At 43.8% G+C, this 20,424-nt stretch carries 14 protein-coding genes; 12 read left to right on the top strand and 2 right to left on the bottom strand.

The annotated features are described in order from the left end of the window. Nucleotides 1–28 precede the first annotated feature (28 nt). Nucleotides 29–1,579, top strand: a complete 1,551-nt coding sequence (locus INP51_RS13535; protein ID WP_193735339.1) for a PucR family transcriptional regulator — start codon at nt 29–31, stop codon at nt 1,577–1,579. Here the strand turns inward: INP51_RS13535 and INP51_RS13530 are convergent, their stop codons facing one another. Beyond that, nucleotides 1,580–2,407, bottom strand: a complete 828-nt coding sequence (locus INP51_RS13530; protein WP_207736881.1) for a M15 family metallopeptidase — start codon at nt 2,405–2,407, stop codon at nt 1,580–1,582. A gap of 476 nt (nt 2,408–2,883) precedes the next feature. Between INP51_RS13530 and tnpA the strand changes: the two genes are divergently transcribed. The 11 genes from tnpA (at nt 2,884) to INP51_RS13475 (ending at nt 19,210) form a co-directional block, all read left to right on the top strand. Continuing rightward, a complete protein-coding gene (gene tnpA, locus INP51_RS13525; RefSeq protein WP_193737381.1) occupies nt 2,884–3,297 on the top strand; it encodes an IS200/IS605 family transposase in 414 nt (137 codons plus the stop codon). After that, nucleotides 3,294–4,388, top strand: coding sequence for an RNA-guided endonuclease TnpB family protein (locus INP51_RS13520; RefSeq protein WP_193734945.1), 1,095 nt, complete (start codon nt 3,294–3,296; stop codon nt 4,386–4,388). The genes tnpA and INP51_RS13520 overlap by 4 nt, the downstream gene beginning before the upstream one ends. A 471-nt stretch (nt 4,389–4,859) precedes the next feature. After that, nucleotides 4,860–5,579 carry a hypothetical protein gene (locus INP51_RS13515; RefSeq protein ID WP_193735338.1) on the top strand — a complete coding sequence of 240 codons (720 nt, stop codon included), beginning with the start codon at nt 4,860–4,862 and terminating at the stop codon, nt 5,577–5,579. A gap of 7 nt (nt 5,580–5,586) precedes the next feature. Further along, nucleotides 5,587–6,630 (top strand): 3-dehydro-L-gulonate 2-dehydrogenase, encoded by a 1,044-nt coding sequence (gene yiaK / locus INP51_RS13510; protein WP_193735337.1) that lies wholly within the window; start codon nt 5,587–5,589, stop codon nt 6,628–6,630. Nucleotides 6,631–6,809: 179 nt separating this feature from the next. Beyond that, on the top strand, nt 6,810–8,171 hold the full coding sequence (locus INP51_RS13505; RefSeq protein WP_193735336.1) for a citrate transporter: 1,362 nt from the start codon (nt 6,810–6,812) through the stop codon (nt 8,169–8,171). A gap of 124 nt (nt 8,172–8,295) precedes the next feature. After that, on the top strand, nt 8,296–10,431 hold the full coding sequence (locus INP51_RS13500; RefSeq protein WP_193735335.1) for a hydantoinase/oxoprolinase family protein: 2,136 nt from the start codon (nt 8,296–8,298) through the stop codon (nt 10,429–10,431). 76 nt (nt 10,432–10,507) lie between these two features. After that, nucleotides 10,508–11,161 carry a GntR family transcriptional regulator gene (locus tag INP51_RS13495; protein WP_193735334.1) on the top strand — a complete coding sequence of 218 codons (654 nt, stop codon included), beginning with the start codon at nt 10,508–10,510 and terminating at the stop codon, nt 11,159–11,161. 55 nt (nt 11,162–11,216) lie between these two features. Next, the gene (locus INP51_RS13490; RefSeq protein ID WP_193735333.1) at nt 11,217–12,074 is read left to right on the top strand and encodes a DNA-3-methyladenine glycosylase family protein; all 858 of its coding nucleotides are present in this window, start codon (nt 11,217–11,219) and stop codon (nt 12,072–12,074) included. Between the two features lie 117 nt (nt 12,075–12,191). Beyond that, entirely contained in the window at nt 12,192–13,532 is a 1,341-nt protein-coding gene (locus INP51_RS13485; protein WP_230406811.1) for a dicarboxylate/amino acid:cation symporter, read from the top strand. A 111-nt stretch (nt 13,533–13,643) separates the two neighbouring features. After that, nucleotides 13,644–14,705: a flavodoxin-dependent (E)-4-hydroxy-3-methylbut-2-enyl-diphosphate synthase gene (ispG, locus tag INP51_RS13480; protein ID WP_193735332.1), complete on the top strand. Its 1,062-nt coding sequence runs from the start codon at nt 13,644–13,646 to the stop codon at nt 14,703–14,705. Then, nucleotides 14,705–19,210, top strand: coding sequence for a PolC-type DNA polymerase III (locus tag INP51_RS13475; RefSeq protein ID WP_193737379.1), 4,506 nt, complete (start codon nt 14,705–14,707; stop codon nt 19,208–19,210). The genes ispG and INP51_RS13475 overlap by 1 nt, the downstream gene beginning before the upstream one ends. Here INP51_RS13475 and INP51_RS13470 read toward each other — a convergent pair. Continuing rightward, nucleotides 19,203–20,300: a pyridoxal phosphate-dependent aminotransferase gene (locus INP51_RS13470; protein ID WP_193735331.1), complete on the bottom strand. Its 1,098-nt coding sequence runs from the start codon at nt 20,298–20,300 to the stop codon at nt 19,203–19,205. The two genes, INP51_RS13475 and INP51_RS13470, sit on opposite strands and share 8 nt — an antisense overlap. Nucleotides 20,301–20,424: the final 124 nt, after the last annotated feature.

Below are 20,424 nucleotides of genomic sequence, written 5' to 3'. Positions count from 1 at the left end.
TATAGGAAAGAGAAGGAGGGTATTACATATGCGCTTGAGTATGATGGTTTTATATGAATTTCTGGAGAAAAATTACAGTTGGATCCAGTGGAGTGGAACGGAAGAGTTCCCCCATTTGAAAGGAGTAATTTATTATCATGGGGTAGAACAACTGAAAGAGCAAGACCTTCTTTATGTGGGCTGTCTAAATGATATGAAAGAAGAAGTTGAGAAAGGAAATGGTTTTTATGGCATCTGTACTATGAGAGAAAAGACCGGAACAGACTATATAAAACGTCAAAAAAGCCAGAAGATCCTATATATTTCAGAGGATGACTCCATTCCTATTGTATGTAACAAAGTGCAGGGCCTTTTCCTCTATTATCAGGATTGGGAAGAAAAGCTTCATAAAGCACTAATGAACCATACAGAGATAGAAATGTTATGTAAACTTAGTGGCCACATATTTTATAATATGATCCATGTGTATGACAGAAATCTTTTCCTTTTGGGCTCCGCAAATGAAAAGCACAGTGAAGTAATCTGGGAAGATGATAAAGATACAGGTAAAAAGGTTCTGTCGATGGAGACAATCAATAACTTTAAATATGAGAAAAAATTCAAAGACACGATGTCAACCAGAGGCGTTCAGATGTATGATGATGATTTCTCTCCAGAGCGTGTCATGTACATAAATTTATGGGAGGGAGATCAATATGTAGGACGTCTTTGCATCAGTGAGACAAACAGGAAGTTTACTATGACAGATCAGGAGATGGCGAAGAATCTGGCTGAATATATTCGCTGCAGTTTAAAATGGGATAATGATCGGAATGATCAGGAAAGCAGGATTCTTGAATCCATATTTATAAAACTTCTTGACGATAAGATTGTAGATGAGCATTCACTTTCTTATCGTTTGAATGGATATGACTGGAAAAGACATGACAGATATATCTGCATCCGGATCAAAATGGATGAAAGAGACTTCAAGATCAGTTCCGGCGAGGTGACTTGTCATAAGCTGGAGATACAATTTCCCTATTCTTTTGCCTTCCTTTATGAAGAAAGTATTCTGATGCTTGTAAACACAACAAAGATGGACACACAGCTCCAGAAGTTTTATTCTTCTTTTATTATATTTTTAAGAGAAGGTGTTTTCAAGGCTGGAATCAGCAGGGTTTCCGATGACTTCTTTCAGATCAGAGAATACTATGAGCAATCAAATATAGCTCTGGAGGTTGGACAAAAGGCCGATCCGATGTTCTGGTGCTATAAATTTGAAGACTATGTTGCAGCGTATGTTTTGATCAAAGGAATGAAAGGATATCCGGCAAGAATGTTCTGCCCGGAAGGTCTGACAAAACTGATGGCATATGATGATACCCATAGATCGGAATTACTGCACACTCTTAAGATATATCTGGAATCCAATATGAATATTGCACATGCGTCAGAAAAGCTGTATATACACAGAAGTACGCTTTTGTACAGAATCGAACGAATACAAAAAATAAGTGGACTGGATCTTCAGAATCCGGAAATTCGGTTTCGGATTCTGATATCCCTCCATCTTTTAAAGTATGAGGATATACAATGATTAATTTTGCTTTGAAACCGATTTTAGAGAATCAAGGTACTCCTCCAGACAGATTCCCCTGTCATGGATAATCTTTGCTGCTTCCCGGCCCACATAACGATAGTGCCAGGGCTCATAGCTGATACCTGTGATATTGGATTTATCGGACGGATAACGAAGAATAAAGCCATATTTATAGGAATTATTTATGAGCCATTGCTGCTCAGGGGTATTCTCCTGCTCTTTTTCCAGTGTCTGATTGTTTGAAGAGACAATATCAAGAGCAAGTCCGGTTTGGTGCTCACTGGTGCCTGGCAGCGCTACCCAGGTTGCCGCCACCTTGCAAGCCTCATCTTTTGAATATCCCTGCTCCTCACAGCGTCTGATTTTATCGTCAAACAGATACTCCTGCTTTTCCGGTGCACGGTAGGAAGAGCAGATCATAGGTGACAGACCCTGTGCATGTGCATCATCCATCATTGCCTGTAAATCGGGATAGGCTCTTTTGTCGATAGCCTGCCCGTCATCTAACTGCTGTAGATCTACTGTGAAATTCTCCGGCAGTTTGTTCCAGGGGTTGACAAGAATATGATTCCACATGGACAAAGCGACAGCATTCGCCTCTACGGTTTCTGCCTCTTTTTGCTCTTCTTCTTTTTCTAAAGCTTCTTTATTTTCATTTATTACTTTATTTTCTGATTTGATACGCTGTGTATCTTGGGAAGAATTAGCGGTGAAGTAAAGAAAAGCCGCACCTAAGGCGAGCGTCAGCGTGAATAATACAATACCGCAATGTCTTCTCAGCTCTTTTTTTCGGTCCGTTCTGTCTTTTCGATGATTGTTGTACATATATGAAGTCTCCTGTTAGAAATCGAAAGTTTATATTTTGCAAGTCTGAAAGTTACGTACCTTAAAAAGTATAACCTTTTTGCGCGGACTCTATTACTGTGATAGAAAACCGCCCCGTTTGAATCGTTTTCTCCTGTTAGTATATCACTTTTTGTGAAAAGATGTAACAAAAAGATGTAACAAAATTGTAAAATTTACAATGAAAGGTTTGATGCAGTAAAAAGGAACATTTATTTACAAATTTCAGGTTGAAAACGATATTTAACATAAATTAGCAAGAATTCCCCTTCCTCTTCAGGTGGCGGGATGAATTGCCATAATGTCCAAATCTTTGGAAAAGATTATATACAGCGACCAGTATAGGGATCGTTGCTTTTTGCACTGTATCCTCCAAAACTTTTTCTAAAACATGGAGAGAACACTTGTTCTTATGACAAAAATGTGTTATGCTATCATCAGTCGATAAGAGAAAAGAGATGATAGATGTGAATAAATTGGACAATAATGCACATTCAGTATTCCTCCTGTATTACCATCTGATTATGGTCGTAAAATACAGGAGAAAAGTGATTGATGATGATAGTTCTAAAAGGGCGGAGGAGATTTTTTCTTATATTGCACCCAAGTATGGAATTACCTTGGAAGAATGGAATCATGACAGAGATCATGTTCATGTGATGTTCCGGGCTCAGCCGAAAAGCGAACTCAGCAAATTTATCAATGCCTATAAGAGTGCAAGCAGTCGGTTAATTAAGAAAGAATATCCACAGATTCGAGAGAAACTTTGGAAAGAAGCATTCTGGAGCCAGAGTTTTTGTCTGCTCAGTGCAGGAGGAGCACCAATCGAAACCATACGGGCTTATATTGAAAGTCAGGGTGAAAAAGCATGAACAAAGCCATAAAATTTCGTATCTATCCAAATAAAGAGCAGGGAGAACAGTTTGCAAGAACCTTTGGATGCTGCCGGTTTCTATACAACGTGATGTTGGAAGATAAGATGAAAGAATATCAAAAAAGTAAAAAGCGGTTGAAGAATACGCCGGCTTTTTATAAAAAACAGTATCCGTGGCTGAAAGAGGTGGATTCACTGGCACTAGCCAATGTGCAGCTTCATCTGGAAAGGGCATATCAGAACTTTTTTAGAAATCCGCAGAGTGGTTTTCCAAAGTTCAAATCAAAACACAGAAGCCGTGCAAGTTATACGACGAATGTAGTAAATGGAAATATCAAACTGGAAGAAGGAAAGCTGAAGCTTCCGAAAATGTCTCATGTAAAACTGGTACAGCACCGACAGATACCGAAAGAATATCAATTGAAATCGGTGACGGTCACTCAGGAACCGTCCGGAAAATATTATGCCAGTCTTCTCTATACCTATGAGAGCCAAATAAGTGAGGAGAAAGAGGCGGTAGAAAAGATGTTGGGAATGGACTTTGCCATGAGCGGTATGGCGGTGTTTTCAGACGGAAGCCGGGCAGAGTACCCGATGTATTACCGGAAGTCAGAAAAGAAATTGTGCAAAGAGCAGAGAAAGTTGTCTCACTGTGTAAAAGGAAGCAGAAATCACGAAAAGCAGAGACGAAAAGTGGCTGTCTGTCACGAAAAGGTAAAAAATCAGAGAAAAGATTTTCAGCATAAGCTGAGCAGAAAATTGGCGGACAGTTATGATGCAGTGTGCGTAGAAGATCTGAACATGAAAACCATGAGCCGGAGTCTGCACTTTGGGAAGAGTGTTATGGATAATGGATATGGAATGTTTCTGGGAATGCTGGAATACAAGCTGATGGATCAGGGAAAGAGGCTGGTGAGAATAGATAGGTTCTATCCATCAAGTAAGACATGCTGTAAATGTGGAGCAGTAAAAAAAGAACTAAAATTATCGGAGCGGATTTATGAGTGTCGTTGTGGAAACCGGATGGACAGGGATGTCAACGCGGCAATCAATATCCGTGAAGAGGGAAGAAAAATATTATGTGCATAACTTCACCGAAAAAAAGCCCGTAACCGGGCAAAAACCGTGGGGCACACGGGGATAGCCTGCAGATACTTAGCCCGTTGGGGCTATTGAACAGGAAGCCCTCACTTCAAAATCATGAGATTTAAGTGGTGGGAGTAGGTCACTGGCTGTGATGGTTCAAAAAAAGAACAATATCCTGTATAATGATACCAGGGTCAAAAGGTCCTGCGTTTCATGCTTGCATGAAAAAGCATGACCTTGGGACCCGAACAAACATGAGAAAGCAACCCGATTAGGGTGTATTTCGAATGTTTGTAGGGTGCTGAACATCCAGTGGATGTTCGTTTAGCACCGACCGGAGCGGAGCGAAGATACGTGAGCACAAAGTGCGAAGTAATCCGTGTATCATAGGGGGCAAATTACTTTTGACCCCAACATCGTATAATAATACCAGGTGGAAAGAAATACCATTAAATCTACGGAGAAGAAATAGATATGAGTAATGATGTGAATTCCTGCAATGTTCATGAGCTGGCAGGCATGCTTAGAAATCTGTCAAAGATCGAGATGCCTGACTGGTACCGATATGCTTTTTCCAGAGATCCGTTGGACAGCAGGTTTACCGATGAACAGAAGAGAACATGGATGAGACAGGCTTTGGAGTGTGGAAGTCGATACAGCCATCTGATTTGTGCAAAACACCACACAAAGGAACCAAAACTTCTCGCGAAGGCGATGGGAATGCATATATCTTATATAACAGAGCATACTTCCGATCAGATGATATTCGCACAGTATCAGGAGCCGGACCAGATTTTGATTAACAGGGAAGTAGTCACTCAGGCAGAGAATTTCGTAAAGAATCCGGAAGTGACCGATGTGTTATCTCAGGGCTTCAAGATCACGGATCTGATTTTAGCACATGAACTATATCATCATGTAGAAGAGCTTTACCAGGATGAGATTTTTACACAAAACGAAAAGGTACGTCTGTGGTCGCTGGGACCTTTTCATAATGATTCGAAGATAATAGCACTAAGCGAGATTGCGGCGATGTCATTCGCCAGAGAGCTAACACAAACTTCGTATTCTCCCTATTTGATGGATATTTTGCTGATGTATGGATATTCTTCATCAGAAGCGGTTAAATTATACAGAGAAATGTTAAAATCAGCAGGCGAAAAGAGCGGCCAGAATCAGGGAAAGGGAAGGTGAGTTTCATATGCGCATTGGATATGATAATTTAGAAGAGATAATCAAAAAAGCTTTGAAAAATGCAGGACTCAGCGAAGAAAATGCCAAAATCTGTGCAGCGGTACATGCTAAGTCAAGTGCTGATGGAGTTGAAAGTCACGGGCTCAATCGCGTACCACGTTTTGTAGAGTATATTAACAAGGGATGGGTGAATCCGAAGGCAGAACTTGAGCTCGTCTCGGCGAAAGGAGCGGTAGAAAATTATGACGGACATCTGGGGATAGGAATCGTGAATGCGATTCAGTGTTCCGACAGAGCTGTGGAACTTGCCAAAATTCACGGAATTGGTGTAGTGGCTTTGAAAAACACAACGCACTGGATGCGGGGCGGCACCTATGCTTGGAGAATGGCCGAGGCGGGATATATGGGAATTAACTGGACCAATACCGAAAGCTGCATGCCCATGTGGGGAAGCGATGAACCGGGTGTCGGAAATAATCCCTTTTGTATGGCTATTCCAAGAGAAGACGGACCAATTGTGCTGGACATGGCTATGAGCCAGTATGCATATGGTAAACTTGGTGTATACCGCCTTGCGGGAAAAGAACTGCCTTATCCGGGAGGGTTTGATAAAGAAGGAAATTTAACATCTGATCCGGGTGCGATTGAAGAGAGCAGAAGAATTCTTCCCACTGGATATTGGAAGGGAAGCAGTATGGCGATTGTGCTTGATATGGCAGCGGCACTTATGGCAAATGGAAAGAGTGGCTTTGATCTGGACGAAGAGAAAAGAGGCAGCTGTACTGGCTGCTGTCAGATCTTTATCGCTTATGATCCCTGTCTATTCGGATCGAAGGAGGAGGTACAGAGTATGCTCAATGAAAGAGTTGCTGCCGCAGATTGTTCGCATCCTGCCAGGGAAGGCACACAAGTGACTTGTCCTGGAGAACGAACCATGCAGACACGGGAGAGGAGTATGAAGGAAGGCGTTCAGGTTGATGAACAGATCTGGTCGCAGGTACAGGCAATCGCAGACGGCGATCTGGATGTGACAGATATATCCGGTAAATGAAAAGCATGACCTTTTGACCCTGGTATCTTAATATTATACAAATTGTATCATGAGATTTCGTATAATATGCCAAAAAAAAGCAATTCAGTACAATAGCATTGACTTTCTATTATTTGGATGATAGCATTTCAGTTAAGAAACTAACATGTTAGTAATGATAAAAGAAAAAGGAGAAGGTTATGACAGAAGTTATTATTGGTATTCTTATGATTGCTACCTTCATAGGCATGGTTTACTACAGCGTAAAAGGCCGCAATCTGATGGTCGGATTCTTTGTCATGGCTACGGTATGGACAATACTGTCATTAATTGGCAATGCAATTGTTCCAAATCCAGTTATGATAAAAGAGGTGGAAGGAAAGCAAGTCCGGCAGACAATTATTGACGTTTTGGCGTATGTGTATCAAACCGGGCCTGAGGATTATGCGAAATCAATTCTCGTAAATATATTCTTCGGTGCATTCTTTGGGCGAGTACTTATGGATACAGGAATTGCCGCAACATTAATCAGAAAGGTTGTGGAACTTGGCGGTGACAGACCCCGTATTACGATGATTCTATTATGCGTTGTTTCTTCACTCTGTTTTACATCGATGACAGGTATTGGACCTGTAATCTCTATTGCAGTTATTGTAATGCCAATTCTGCAGGCACTGGGGATTCCCTCTGCGATTGCGCTCTTTGCGTTCATGGGTTCGATCATGGCAGGTATCTGTATTAACGTCACAAACTTCAAACAGTATCAGGGAATTCTTGGGGGGCTGAATAAAGCATTTCTCACGGATTATTCTTATCAGCAATATTTCAAATTCGCTGTTATCATGATGATTACTGCTCTGATCGTGGTACTGGTTGTGGCAAATCTGGCACTCTGTAAACAAAAGATTCGTCACAACTGGGCTGCTGCTGCACCAAAACAGACGAAAGAAAATGCACCTGCGATTTCATGGATATCGGTTATTCTGCCTGTATTACTCGTGGTCATCTTCGACTGTCCCGTTATTTTGGCATTCATCCTATCCGCACTTTACGCATTGATTGTGTGCGGAAAATTTAAAGGCGGGTTTTCCGAAGTCTGCAGAATGCTCGCAAAGCAGTTCTCAGATGGTGCAGTAGATGTGGCACCTATGGTGGGATTCCTTCTCACACTGGCGATGTTTAACAACGCGGCAACCTATGCTTCACCGTATTTTAAGGCTGTTATCGGAAATATATTCCCGACGTCGGCACTTGCCCTTGCGTTACTCTTTGCAGTCATCGTTCCTCTTGGCTTTTTCAGAGGACCGACAAATCTTGTGGGGTCTGGAACGGCAATTGCGGCAGTTGTACTTTCTGTTACAAGCCTTCCTGTCACATTGTTATATCCGCTGTTTGCAGTCACTACAATTGTTCCTCAGCATCTTGACATTACGCAGTCATGGGTAGCCTGGGGGCTTGGGTATTCCAAGGTCAGCTCAAAAGAGTTTATGAGATATTCGATCCTGACAGGATGGATCACAGGTGCGATTCTTTGTATCGTGGCCTATTTCATGTTTGGATAAGTAAGATACGATAGATCAACACAGCAAAATGTATAATTAACAGGGGGCGGACTTTACAGATGTGAGCATCTGCGTCTGCTCCCTTTTTCATTTTTACACGACCAGCAAAGGAGACAATATAAACATGGGAAGAAAAGTCAGAATGGGGATTGATGTCGGTGGCACTCATACAAAGGCGGTAGCCATGGACAACCAGACACATGAAATAATAGGAAAATCAAGCGTAAAGACGACACATGATGACAAAAGAGGTGTGGCAGAAGGAGTTGTTTTGAGTTTTATCAACTGTCTGCGTGAGAATTCGATCGATCCTTCGGATGTTATCTTTGTGGCTCACAGCACGACTCAGGCTACGAATGCTTTGGTAGAAGGTGACGTGGCCGTAGTCGGGGTATTAGGTATGGCAAAAGGAGGGTTTGAGGGATTTTTGGCAAAGCGTCAGCTCAATCTTGATGACATTGATCTTGGAGGAGGAAAAAATATCAAGATCGTGGATGCTTTTTTGAAATTGAAAGATGTCAATGAGACTAGCGTGAAAAACAGCGTTCAGGAATTGATCAAGCAGGGGGCCCAGGTAATCGTGGCATCTATGGCCTTTGGAGTGGATGATAATTCATCAGAACAGCTGGTCTATCGTGTCTGCGCAGAAGATGATCTTCCGACGACGATGGCATCTGATATAACTAAGCTCTATGGACTGACCAGAAGGACAAGGACGGCTGCAATCAATGCCTCAATTCTTCCGAAGATGCTGGATACTGCGGTATCCACAGAAGGTGCGGTAAAAGAAGCCGGTGTTTCTGTACCGCTTATGATTATGCGTGGTGACGGCGGCGTTATGGAGATCAATGAGATGAAAAAACGTCCCGTACTCACTATGCTTTCGGGGCCTGCAGCATCCGTGATGGGAAGCCTTATGTATCTGCGTGCATCAAATGGCGTTTATTTTGAGGTGGGAGGAACCACAACGAATATTGGTGTCATCAAAAACGGCCGTCCGGCTATCGACTACTCGATTGTGGGAGGTCATTCAACCTATATCAGCAGTCTTGATGTCAGAGTTTTAGGATGTGCCGGCGGCAGTATGATCCGTGCAGGAAAGAATGGCGTAATTGATGTCGGTCCCAGATCAGCACATATAGCGGGCCTTGAGTATTCTGTCTATCAGAAAACGGAGGATATACAAGATCCAAAGATAGAGTTTTTTAGTCCGCGGCCAGGCGATCCGGATGATTATGTGGCTGTTCGTCTGACAAACGGTGAAAGAATTACAATCACGAATTCCTGTGCGGCGAATGTGCTGGGGCTTGTGAAACCGGAACATTATTCTTACGGAAATGCTGATGCTGCAAGGCTTGCGATACAGGCACTGGCAGATTACTGCGAGACAACAGTGGAAGATATTGCTACACAGATCATGGAACGTTCTTATGCGAAAATCGAACCTGTTATTTTGGAACTTGCAGATAAATATAAACTGGAAAAAGATCAGATTTCACTGGTCGGTGTCGGGGGAGGAGCCGCTGCGCTGATCATATATTTTGCCAATAAAATGGGGGTAAAATATTCAATTCCTGAAAATGCAGAGGTTATTTCATCAATTGGTGTTGCGTTGTCTATGGTGCGCGATGTTGTAGAACGAATTATTCCTTCTCCTACGAAAGATGATATTCGTGCAATTAAAAACGAAGCTATGGATAAGGCGATTGAAAGTGGTGCAACAGAGGAAAGTGTTGAGGTGCACATAGAAATTGATTCTCAGACATCAAAGGTGACGGCGATTGCGACAGGTTCCACCGAGGTTAAAACGACAGACCTGCTAAAAGAATGCAGCACTGAAGAAGCCGTAAGCATTGCCGCTGAAGATATGAGAATCGAAGAAAATGATACAAAGCTGATGTGCCGGACACAATATTTTTATGTTTTCGGTGACAAAAACAAAATCGAAGAAGGAAAACCGACACCAGTTCGTATTCTGGACAAAAAAGGGTTTATCAAAATCCAGAGGGGATATTCGAAGGCAGTTAAAACAACTGTGGATGAGGCAGAAAATCAGATGGAATCACTCTGGGAGGATATGGCTGTCTATCAAAGCGAAGTGATCCTTCGGCCGGATATCTATATCTGTGCAGGAGCCAGGGTAATGGATTTTACAGTCACGGAGTTTGAACAGCTGAAACTGCTGACAGGGATTGAATTAGCTACATTCAGCCCCAAAGAAGAAATAGTAATTGTTGCTTCCAATATACGACAAGACTGATATGTCGGGACTTGACGTAAGTTCCTTTTTTGGATACAATCAGACCATATAACTGAAAAGAAAGAAGAACTTATATGTGAAAGAATCGATAAATACTCGAGTTTATAATAAGATAAAAGAAGACATCATGCATCTGGAGCTGAAACCAAAAGAAGAAGTAAGTGTGCAGAAGCTTGCGGATGCCTATGGTGCAAGCCGTACACCAATCAGGGAGGCTGTGCTGAAACTATCACAGGAAGGGCTTGTCAATGTAAAACCGCAGGCCAAAACTATCATTCAGCCGATTAGTGAAGAACGGGTAAAACAGGAAAATTTCATCCGCAAGTCGCTGGAATTATCTGCCGTGCCGGACTTTTTATACAACTGCAGTCCTTATACTTTGGATACCTTAGATGAGATGATCGAAATTCAAAGACGCGCGATTAAAAAGAATAAGATCCTTGATTTCTGTGAAATTGATCATCGTTTTCATAAACTACTCTTTAACACGGCATCAAAAGAACTGGCGTATCAGGTAATCGAATCCTCCGCGACTCATTCGCAGCGCCTGTTCTTTTTGCGGGCGAAACAATCCGGCGTGTCCGAAGAGATCGTGGAAGATTACAAAAAGATGGTAGATAACATGCGTTCAGGGAAAGAAGAACTACTTGAACGTATGGTGGACGGGCATATAGAACAGTATTATTCTGTTGGAAATCTAAAAAAACAATATCCAGACTACTTCGTATGATACAAGTTTCAAAAAGTTATACGGGAGTCGAACAACATAGAAATTGGATGAGCATATGATAACATTAAAACAAAAAAACTTTAACCTGCAGCAGATCAGCTCTTCTGGTCAGTGTTTCCGTATGAAACCGATAGTATGTAATGCCGAATCAGGATATGAAATTATTGCAAGCGATCACCTCCTGTTTGCACAGCAGGAGGATGATTTATGTAAGTTCCATTGTTCACGGGAAGAATTTGAACAATTCTGGTATTCTTACTTTGATCTTGGGACAGATTACAAGTCTTACATAGATGCCATTTATCCAGATGATGAATATTTAACGAATGCAGCGGCATGCGGAAATGGTATCCGAATCTTAAGGCAGGACCTGTGGGAGATGATTATCACTTTCCTGATTTCCCAGCAGAACAACATAGTGCGAATCCGGCACTGTATTGACAATATCTGCAGGCGCTACGGAAAAGAAATGCCAACTGCAGAGGGAGGGATATATTATTCGTTTCCGGACCCAGATTCCCTGGCAGGTGCCACGGATGAGGATCTGAAAGCATGCAACGTGGGATATCGGAGCAAATATATCATGCGCACGGCAAAAAGTATCGCATCCGGTGAGATGAATCTAGAGGATATTCGCCGGATGGGTTATTCAGAGGCGAAAACTGAACTTTTAAAGCTGTATGGTGTCGGAGCCAAGGTGGCGGACTGCATCTGCCTGTTTGCACTTCACTGGCTTGAGGCCTTTCCGGTGGATACACATATTCATCAGGCGGTTGAAAAGCATTATCGGGATGGGTTTCCGGCTGAGAAATATTCGGGATTCGAGGGCGTGCTTCAACAGTACATCTTCTACTATGAACTTAACGGCCTCAAACAAAGCCAGATTGACAAAAAACTGAAAATAGAAAATTAAAAAAATGAGTGCGGTCAGAAAAATTGAAAATCTGACTGCACTTTTTTGTTGACAAAAAAGAGTGATGGAGATAATATATATAACATAGTAAACCCATATGAAAACTAGGAGGAGTGAATGATGGAAGTGAATTATTTGGATATTTTGGCCTTGCTGACAGCTATTTTACTGATCGGTGTGCTGGTGTTTCTTGCCAGAAAGAAGGTGGATTTCGGAGTGAGAACCATTCTGGCATTGGGATTGGGAATCGTCTTGGGAGTCCTGTTCCAAGGGCATACTTCTTATGTAGCACCGATTGGAACGATTTATGCGAACGTGATCTCGGCATTTGTTGTTCCGCTGTTGGTATGCAGTGTGATTACGAGTATTACGAATCTGGAAAACATCAATAAATTGAAGACAATTGGACTCAAAAGCGTACTTCTGCTTGTCTCTACGACATTTATAGCGTCTACGCTTACGCTTTTGATCGCTTTGCCGTTGGGCATTGGAAAAGGCGCAGATATTGCTCTTCCCAATAATTATAAGCCTAAAGAAGTTCCCGAAGTGACACAGGTCATCACGGATTTGTTTCCACAGAACTTTTTCAGTCAGGCCTCATCAAACACAATAGTTCCGGTGATCATCTTCGCATTGATGATTGGAATCGCAGTTGTGATGCTTTCGGAAAAGGACCCAAAATCCGTCAAACCTTTTAAGGATTTCATAGAATCTGCTTCAAAGGTCATCAATAAAGTGATTTCCTATATCATAGATTTTACTCCTTATGCGGTTTTGGCTCTAGTTGCAAATGCTGTATCAAATAACGGACCCAAGAAGCTTCTTCCGCTGCTCCCGGTTCTGGTTGTGGCCTATGTTTTGTGTATCATACAGACCTTTGGCGTGAACAGCGTACTGATCGCAACACTCGCAAAACTGAATCCATTCAAATTCTTTCAGCATATCTGGCCTGCTCAAGTGATTGCTTTTACGATTCAAAGCAGCGTGGGATCTATTCCGACAACAGAAAAATGCCTGAAAAAAGGAGGGGTTTCGGATAATATTTCTTCCTTTGTCGTTCCACTTGGCGCGAATATCGGAATGCCAGGCTGTGCGGGAATCTGGCCGACCCTGCTGGCTGTCTTTGCCATCCATGGACTGAAGATTGACTACTCCATCGGTCAGTATATAATTCTGGTTCTGATCACGACGCTGGTGAGTATCGGAACGGTCGGAGTTCCTGGAACTGCCACAATCACGGCCACAGCGGTATTCGCAGCGGCCGGTCTTCCAATTGAAATTATCGTTTTGATGACACCGATCAGCGCCATTGTAGACATGGCCCGCACGGCAACAAATGTCAGTGCGGCGGCAGCTACAGCTCTGATTGTCGCAAAGAATGAAGGAGAACTGGATGTAGAGCAATATAATGGAAGAAAATATGAAAATGAGGGGGGATACGTCGAAAGAAAAGCCTGATTTTTGACAAATGATCACGCGGATTAAGCTTGCTAAGAATCTTCTTCTTGTGCTATGATCTAGGCATGGATATGTTCATAGCTGTTTGTCCAATTTAGATGGAGGAAAAACATGGATCGAACAAAGACAAGAGAAGTAAAGATAGGAAATCGTGTGATCGGAGGCGGAAACCTTGTTCTGATTCAATCGATGACGAATACAAAGACAGAAGATGTGCCGGCTACGGTTGCTCAGATACAGCGGCTTGCGGACATGGGATGCGATATCATCCGTTGTGCAGTGCCGAATCAAAAGGCGGCCGAGGCACTGAAAAGTATAAAGAGACAGATTACCATTCCGCTGGTGGCGGACATTCATTTTGATTACCGGCTTGCGATCAAAGCCATGGAGAATGGTGCCGATAAGATCCGAATCAACCCCGGAAATATCGGAAGTCCTGACCGGATCCGGGCTGTTGTAGATGTGGCAAGGGAGAGAAATATTCCGATACGAGTCGGTGTTAACAGCGGCTCGCTGGAGAAAGATCTCGTCGCAAAGTATCACGGCGTTACGGCCGAGGGGCTGGTGGAGAGTGCTCTCGACAAGGTAACGATCATTGAGAAGATGGGTTATGACAACCTGGTCATCAGCATCAAATCTTCGGATGTGCGGATGTGTGTAAAAGCCCATGAACTGATTTCCCAAAAAACCGATCATCCGCTTCATGTGGGAATCACAGAGGCGGGAAGTGTCTATTCCGGCAATATCAAGTCCTCCGTGGGACTAGGGATTATCTTATATCAGGGGATAGGAGATACGATCCGCGTGTCTCTGACCGGAGATCCGGCAGAAGAAGTGAAGACGGCAAAGCAGATCTTAAAGACGCTGGGACTTCGCAAGGGTGGTATTGAGGTGATTTCGTGTCCAACTTGCGGGAGGACCCAGATTGATCTGATTAAGCTTGCTGATCAGGTGGAGACGATGGTTTCGGACATTCCCCTTGATCTGAAAGTGGCCGTGATGGGATGCGTGGTCAATGGTCCCGGTGAGGCCAAAGAGGCGGATATTGGAATCGCAGGAGGCGACGGTGTGGGACTCTTGATCAAGCACGGTGAGGTGATAAAAAAGGTAAACGAATCTGAGATCTTGTCCTGCCTGAGAGAAGAGCTTTTAAACTGGGAGAATAATCAATGATGAATAAAGACTTTATGGCTGTCTTCCCCGGATTTTTGGTGACCGGAGAGCTGGAGGAACTGCTTGGAACTGTTCAGGTTGTGAAGGTAGGTCTCACAAAAGATAAAAGCCTGCTGCGTGTATATCTTGAAAGCAGCCAGTGGATTCATAAAAAACATATCTTTGCACTGGAGCGTGAGATTAAGAGTCAATTTTTTCAGGGAACACCACTTGAGATTAAGATCATCGAGAAGTTTCATCTTTCGAAACAATATACGCCGAAAAACCTTCTAAAGGTCTATCGAGACAGTATTCTTACAGAACTTCGGGAATATAGTATTTTTCTCTGTAATTTATTTCAGACGGCTACGATTGAGTTTCCCGAGTCGGATGTGATGAGCCTTTCACTGATTGATTCTGTGATCGCCCATGAACGGGAGGAAGAGCTGCTGCAGATTCTGGAGAAGGTGTTTTGCGAGCGCTGCGGCCTTGACCTGAAGATACATACAAATTATAAAAAGCCTGAGATGAGTGGAGCCAGAAAGAAAAGTGAGCTTCGGCTGGTACAGCAGGTGAAAAATGTCGTTGCACATACGCAGGTCGGAGAAGAAATCGAGACCGCTCATGAGAAAAAGACCTCGGATATGGGTGTAAAGGTGAAAAAGAAGACAAAGGGATCCGGGCAATATCTGAAAGCTCATTCCGGTCAATATTCCGGCAGAGTAAATCGATCTTCGAATCCGGATATGATCTACGGAAGAGACTTTGACGAGGATAGTGTAGACATCATCTCCATCGAAGACGAGATCGGTGATGTTGTGATCCGCGGGAAGGTACAGGCCTTCGATATGAGAGAAATCAGAAATGAACGCACAATTCTCATCTTTCAGGTAACGGATTTTACAGATACGATTACCGTGAAGATCTTTGTGAAAAACGATCAGGTGCCGGACCTGAAACCAGAACTTGCAGAAGGTTCCTTCCTGAAAATTAAAGGCAAGACGGCGATTGACACCTTTGACCGGGATCTGACGATCTCGTCTGTATGGGGAATTAAGAGAATCCGGGATTTTCGTCAGGGAAGAAGCGATCACGCCGCGGTGAAGCGAGTGGAACTGCACTGCCATACGAAGATGAGTGATATGGATGGAATTACGGACGCCGCTGTGCTGGTAAAAAGAGCTTATGAGTGGGGACAGCCCGCAATTGCCATCACAGATCACGGTGTCGTTCAGTCATTTCCGGAGGCGAATCATGCCATGGAAGCCATCGATGCAGACTACAGGAAAAAATATCAGAAAGAACATCCTGATGCCTCGAAGGAGGAACTAAAAAAAGTCAGCGCTCCCTTTAAGGTGATTTACGGAATGGAGGCATATCTCGTGGATGATCAAAAGGGAATTGTTGCAAATAGTAAAGGGCAGTCTTTGGATCAGAGTTATGTTGTCTTTGACCTTGAGACAACCGGTTTTTCCCCGGTTGTGGATCGGATTATAGAAATCGGCGCAGTGCGTGTGGAAAAAGGCCAGATTACGGATCGTTTCTCTACGTTTGTCAATCCACAGATTCCGATCCCGTTCAAGATTGAAAATCTGACTGGGATCAGTGACGATATGGTGATGAGCGCCCCTTTTATTGAGGACGTGCTTTCGGACTTTCTGGAATTTTGTGAGGGATCGGTATTGGTCGCTCACAATGCCGGGTTTGATATGAGTTTCATAGAGCAAAATTGTGAGCGCCAGGGAATGAAGCGGGAGTTCACATCCGCAGATACCGTGGCCATGGCACGTTTCTTATTGCCTGGACTGAATCGTTTTAAACTGGATACGGTGGCGAAGGCATTGGGTGTTTCACTTGACAATCACCATCGCGCGGTGGACGACGCCGCCTGTACAGCTGAGATTTTTGTCCGTTTTGTCAAGATGTTAAAAGATCGCGGAATTGAAGATCTGGATGTGCTCAACGAAAAGGGAAGCTTCTCGGAAGATACGATCCGTAAGATGCCAACGTACCATGCGATTATTCTGGCGACAGGGGAGACGGGACGTGTAAATTTATACCGGCTGGTGTCCGAGACTCATCTGAATTATTATAACCGCAGACCGAGACTGGCAAAGAGTCTGTACATGAAGTACCATGAGGGTCTGCTCATCGGCTCTGCCTGCGAGGCAGGGGAGCTTTATCAGGCACTTCTTCGGGGAGCGCCAAAGCAGGAGATCACAAGACTCGTGGAATTTTATGACTATCTCGAGATTCAGCCGATTGGAAATAATGCATTTATGATTCGAAAGGAGGATGTATCGGCTGTCAACAGTGAAGAGGACCTAAAGGAAATAAACCGGGAGATTGTAAAGCTTGGGGAGAAGTTTCAAAAGCCGGTGGTTGCGACCTGCGATGTGCATTTTATTGACCCGGCGGATGAAGTCTACCGAAGAATTATAATGGCGGGGAAAGGATTCGACGACGCCGATAATCAGGCTCCGCTTTATCTTCGTACCACCGATGAAATGTTGGAGGAATTCGCTTATCTCGGTTCAAAAAAAGCGGAGGAAGTAGTTATCACGAATCCCAGAAAAATTGCGGATATGGTGGACAAGATCTCCCCCATACGCGCCGGGAAATTTCCGCCTGTCATCGAGAATTCCGATACGGATCTACGAGATATCTGCTATAACCGCGCACATGAAATATATGGAGAAGAACTGCCCGAAATCGTAAAGACACGTCTCGAAAAGGAACTGAATTCCATCATCTCCAATGGTTATGCGGTTATGTACATAATAGCGCAGAAGCTTGTGTGGAAATCCAACGAAGACGGATATCTGGTAGGCTCTCGTGGGTCTGTCGGATCCTCTTTTGTGGCTACAATGGCAGGGATTACGGAGGTGAATCCTTTAAGCCCTCATTATCTGTGTGAGGAATGTAAATATGTCGATTTTGATTCCGATGAGGTGAAAGCCTATGCAGGAAGATCAGGATGTGATATGCCGGATAAAACATGCCCGAACTGTGGGGCACCGCTTAAAAAGCTCGGGTTTGACATTCCCTTCGAGACATTTCTTGGATTTAAGGGTAATAAAGAACCAGATATAGACCTCAACTTCTCCGGGGAGTATCAGAGTAAAGCGCACAAATACACCGAGGTAATCTTCGGAGCCGGTCAGACATTCCGCGCAGGGACGATTGGAACACTGGCGGAGAAGACGGCATTTGGCTACGTAAAGAATTACTATGAAGAGCGGGGCATACATAAGAGAAATTGTGAGATTGATCGAGTTGTAAAGGGCTGCACCGGCATTCGACGTACAACGGGACAGCATCCTGGTGGAATTATCGTTCTGCCTTTTGGGGAGGACATCAATTCGTTTACTCCGGTTCAGCATCCGGCAAATGATAATCACACAGACATTGTGACGACGCATTTTGACTATCATTCCATCGACTCGAACCTGTTAAAGCTAGACATCTTAGGACACGATGATCCGACAATGATTCGTATGCTGGAAGATCTGACCGGTTTTGATGCGCAGCAGGTTCCTTTGGATGAGCCTCATGTGATGTCGCTGTTTGAGAGTACGAAGGCACTTGACATCACACCCGACGCCATCGGCGGCTGCCCGCTTGGCTGTCTGGGGATTCCGGAATTTGGCACAGATTTTGTCATTCAGATGCTTTTGGACACGAAGCCGAAGTCGTTTTCGGATCTGATTCGCATCTCCGGGCTGTCACACGGGACAGATGTATGGCTGGGCAATGCTCAGACACTGATCGAAGAAGGCAAGGCCACGATTTCAACCTCAATTTGTACCAGGGATGATATTATGATTTACCTGATTGGAAAAGGTCTGGACAGCGAGGAATCATTTACGATCATGGAGAGTGTGCGAAAGGGAAAAGGACTGAAACCGGAGTGGGAAAAAGAGATGAAGGAGCATGATGTTCCGGACTGGTACATCTGGTCCTGCAAAAAGATTAAATATATGTTTCCCAAGGCACATGCGGCGGCTTATGTCATGATGGCTTATCGGATCGCATACTATAAGATCTTTTATCCACTCGCCTACTATGCGGCTTATTTTTCCATCCGTGCCTCGGCATTTTCCTATGAATTGATGTGTATGGGGCAGGACCGGCTGGAGTATTATATGCATGATTATGAGAAGAGAAAAGATACCTTGAGCAAAAAAGAGCAGGATACGTATAAAGACATGAAGATTGTACAGGAGATGTACGCGAGAGGTTTTGAGTTCGAGAAAGTGGACCTCTATACGGCGCAGGCACATCGTTTTCAGATTGTAAATGACAAACTGATGCCGGCACTTGACACTATTGACGGGCTGGGAGACAAGGCAGCGGATGCCGTTGTCCTCGCAGCCCGAGATGGGGCTTTCCTGTCCAAGGATGATTTCAGAAACAGGACGAAAGTGAGTAAGACAGTGGTAGATCTGATGGACGATATGGGGATCTTCGGTGATCTTCCGCAGTCCAATCAGATTTCTCTGTTTGATTTCGCAAAGATCAGCTGAGCAGTTCCGAAAATGATTCGATCAGGCGATTGTTTTCTTCGCGTGACATGAAACAAAACCGCACAAAACGGTTGTCCAGAAAGGGAAACGTAGAGCAGTTTCTGATCATAAGACCCTTTCGGATGCAGTGATCGAACAGGGCGTCGGCATCGACGCCCTGTTTTTTTATACATATCAGCATAAAATTAGCAGACGGCTCATATGCCCGGACGCTATCCCAGCTCGACAGCAGATTGTAGAGACGAGTTCGTTCCGAGTCGATCAGATTTCTGGTCTTTTCTATGTAGTTGTGATCAGCAAACATCAGTCTGCCGGCGATTTCTGCTAGAGAATTGATGGACCAGGGATTCTGCCTGGTGTTGATCTCCTTGATCAGATCCTGATTCCCGGTAACAGCATATCCAAGACGAAGCCCCGGCGCCGAAAAAAACTTGGAAGTACCTCTTAGGATGATCAGATTCGAATAGAAATTCGTCAGGGGAATGGCCGTAATCAGATCCTCCTCTTTTGTGAATTCTACATAAGTCTCATCCACCATCACGAAGATTCCGTACTGCAGACAGGCATCCAGAATCTGCCGCATCTGCTGTGCATGGATGGCAGTCGAAGTCGGATTATTCGGGTTGCAGAGAATCAACAGATCCAGTCCTTCGTGGAGATTGCCACAGAAATCTGAGATATCCATGTGAAAGCTCTGCTTTTCTTTCAAGGGATAGTAAAGAGTCGTTCCGCCTCCCAAAGTGACTTCTCGCTCATACTCCGAATAAGTAGGACCCAGAATAAGAGCCTTTTTTGGATGACGAGTCTGAATGAACAAGGAGATTAATTCAGTAGATCCATTTCCGACGATAATGTTCTCGGGCTGCGTGTGAACGTATTCACTGATGCTTGTTCGAAGAGCTTTATATTCCCTGTCCGGATAAGTCGTGATGGCATCCAGATGATCACAAAGTGAAGACCGCAGATGATTCGAAATTCCAAGGGGATTCACATTTGCTGAGAAACTAATGATATTTTCTCTGTCAATACCGTAAAGCTGTTCGATTTTTTCAAGGTCACTTCCGTGAAAATGGTCTTTGTGTTTTAACATATATTTTTCCTCCGTAGAAGCGATAGCGTTGCAACGTGGTTTCTTGTAGTGTATAATTGAGGGTGTAAGATTGTGAGAGCTCGAAGAGCGTAACAATCTGTGTATCATTAGCGTCAAAAAACCG

The sequence above is a fragment of the Blautia liquoris genome, from assembly GCF_015159595.1.
In the GTDB taxonomy this organism is placed as follows: Bacteria; Bacillota; Clostridia; order Lachnospirales; family Lachnospiraceae; genus Novisyntrophococcus; species Novisyntrophococcus liquoris.
This window is presented reverse-complemented; position numbering and strand designations above follow the sequence as displayed.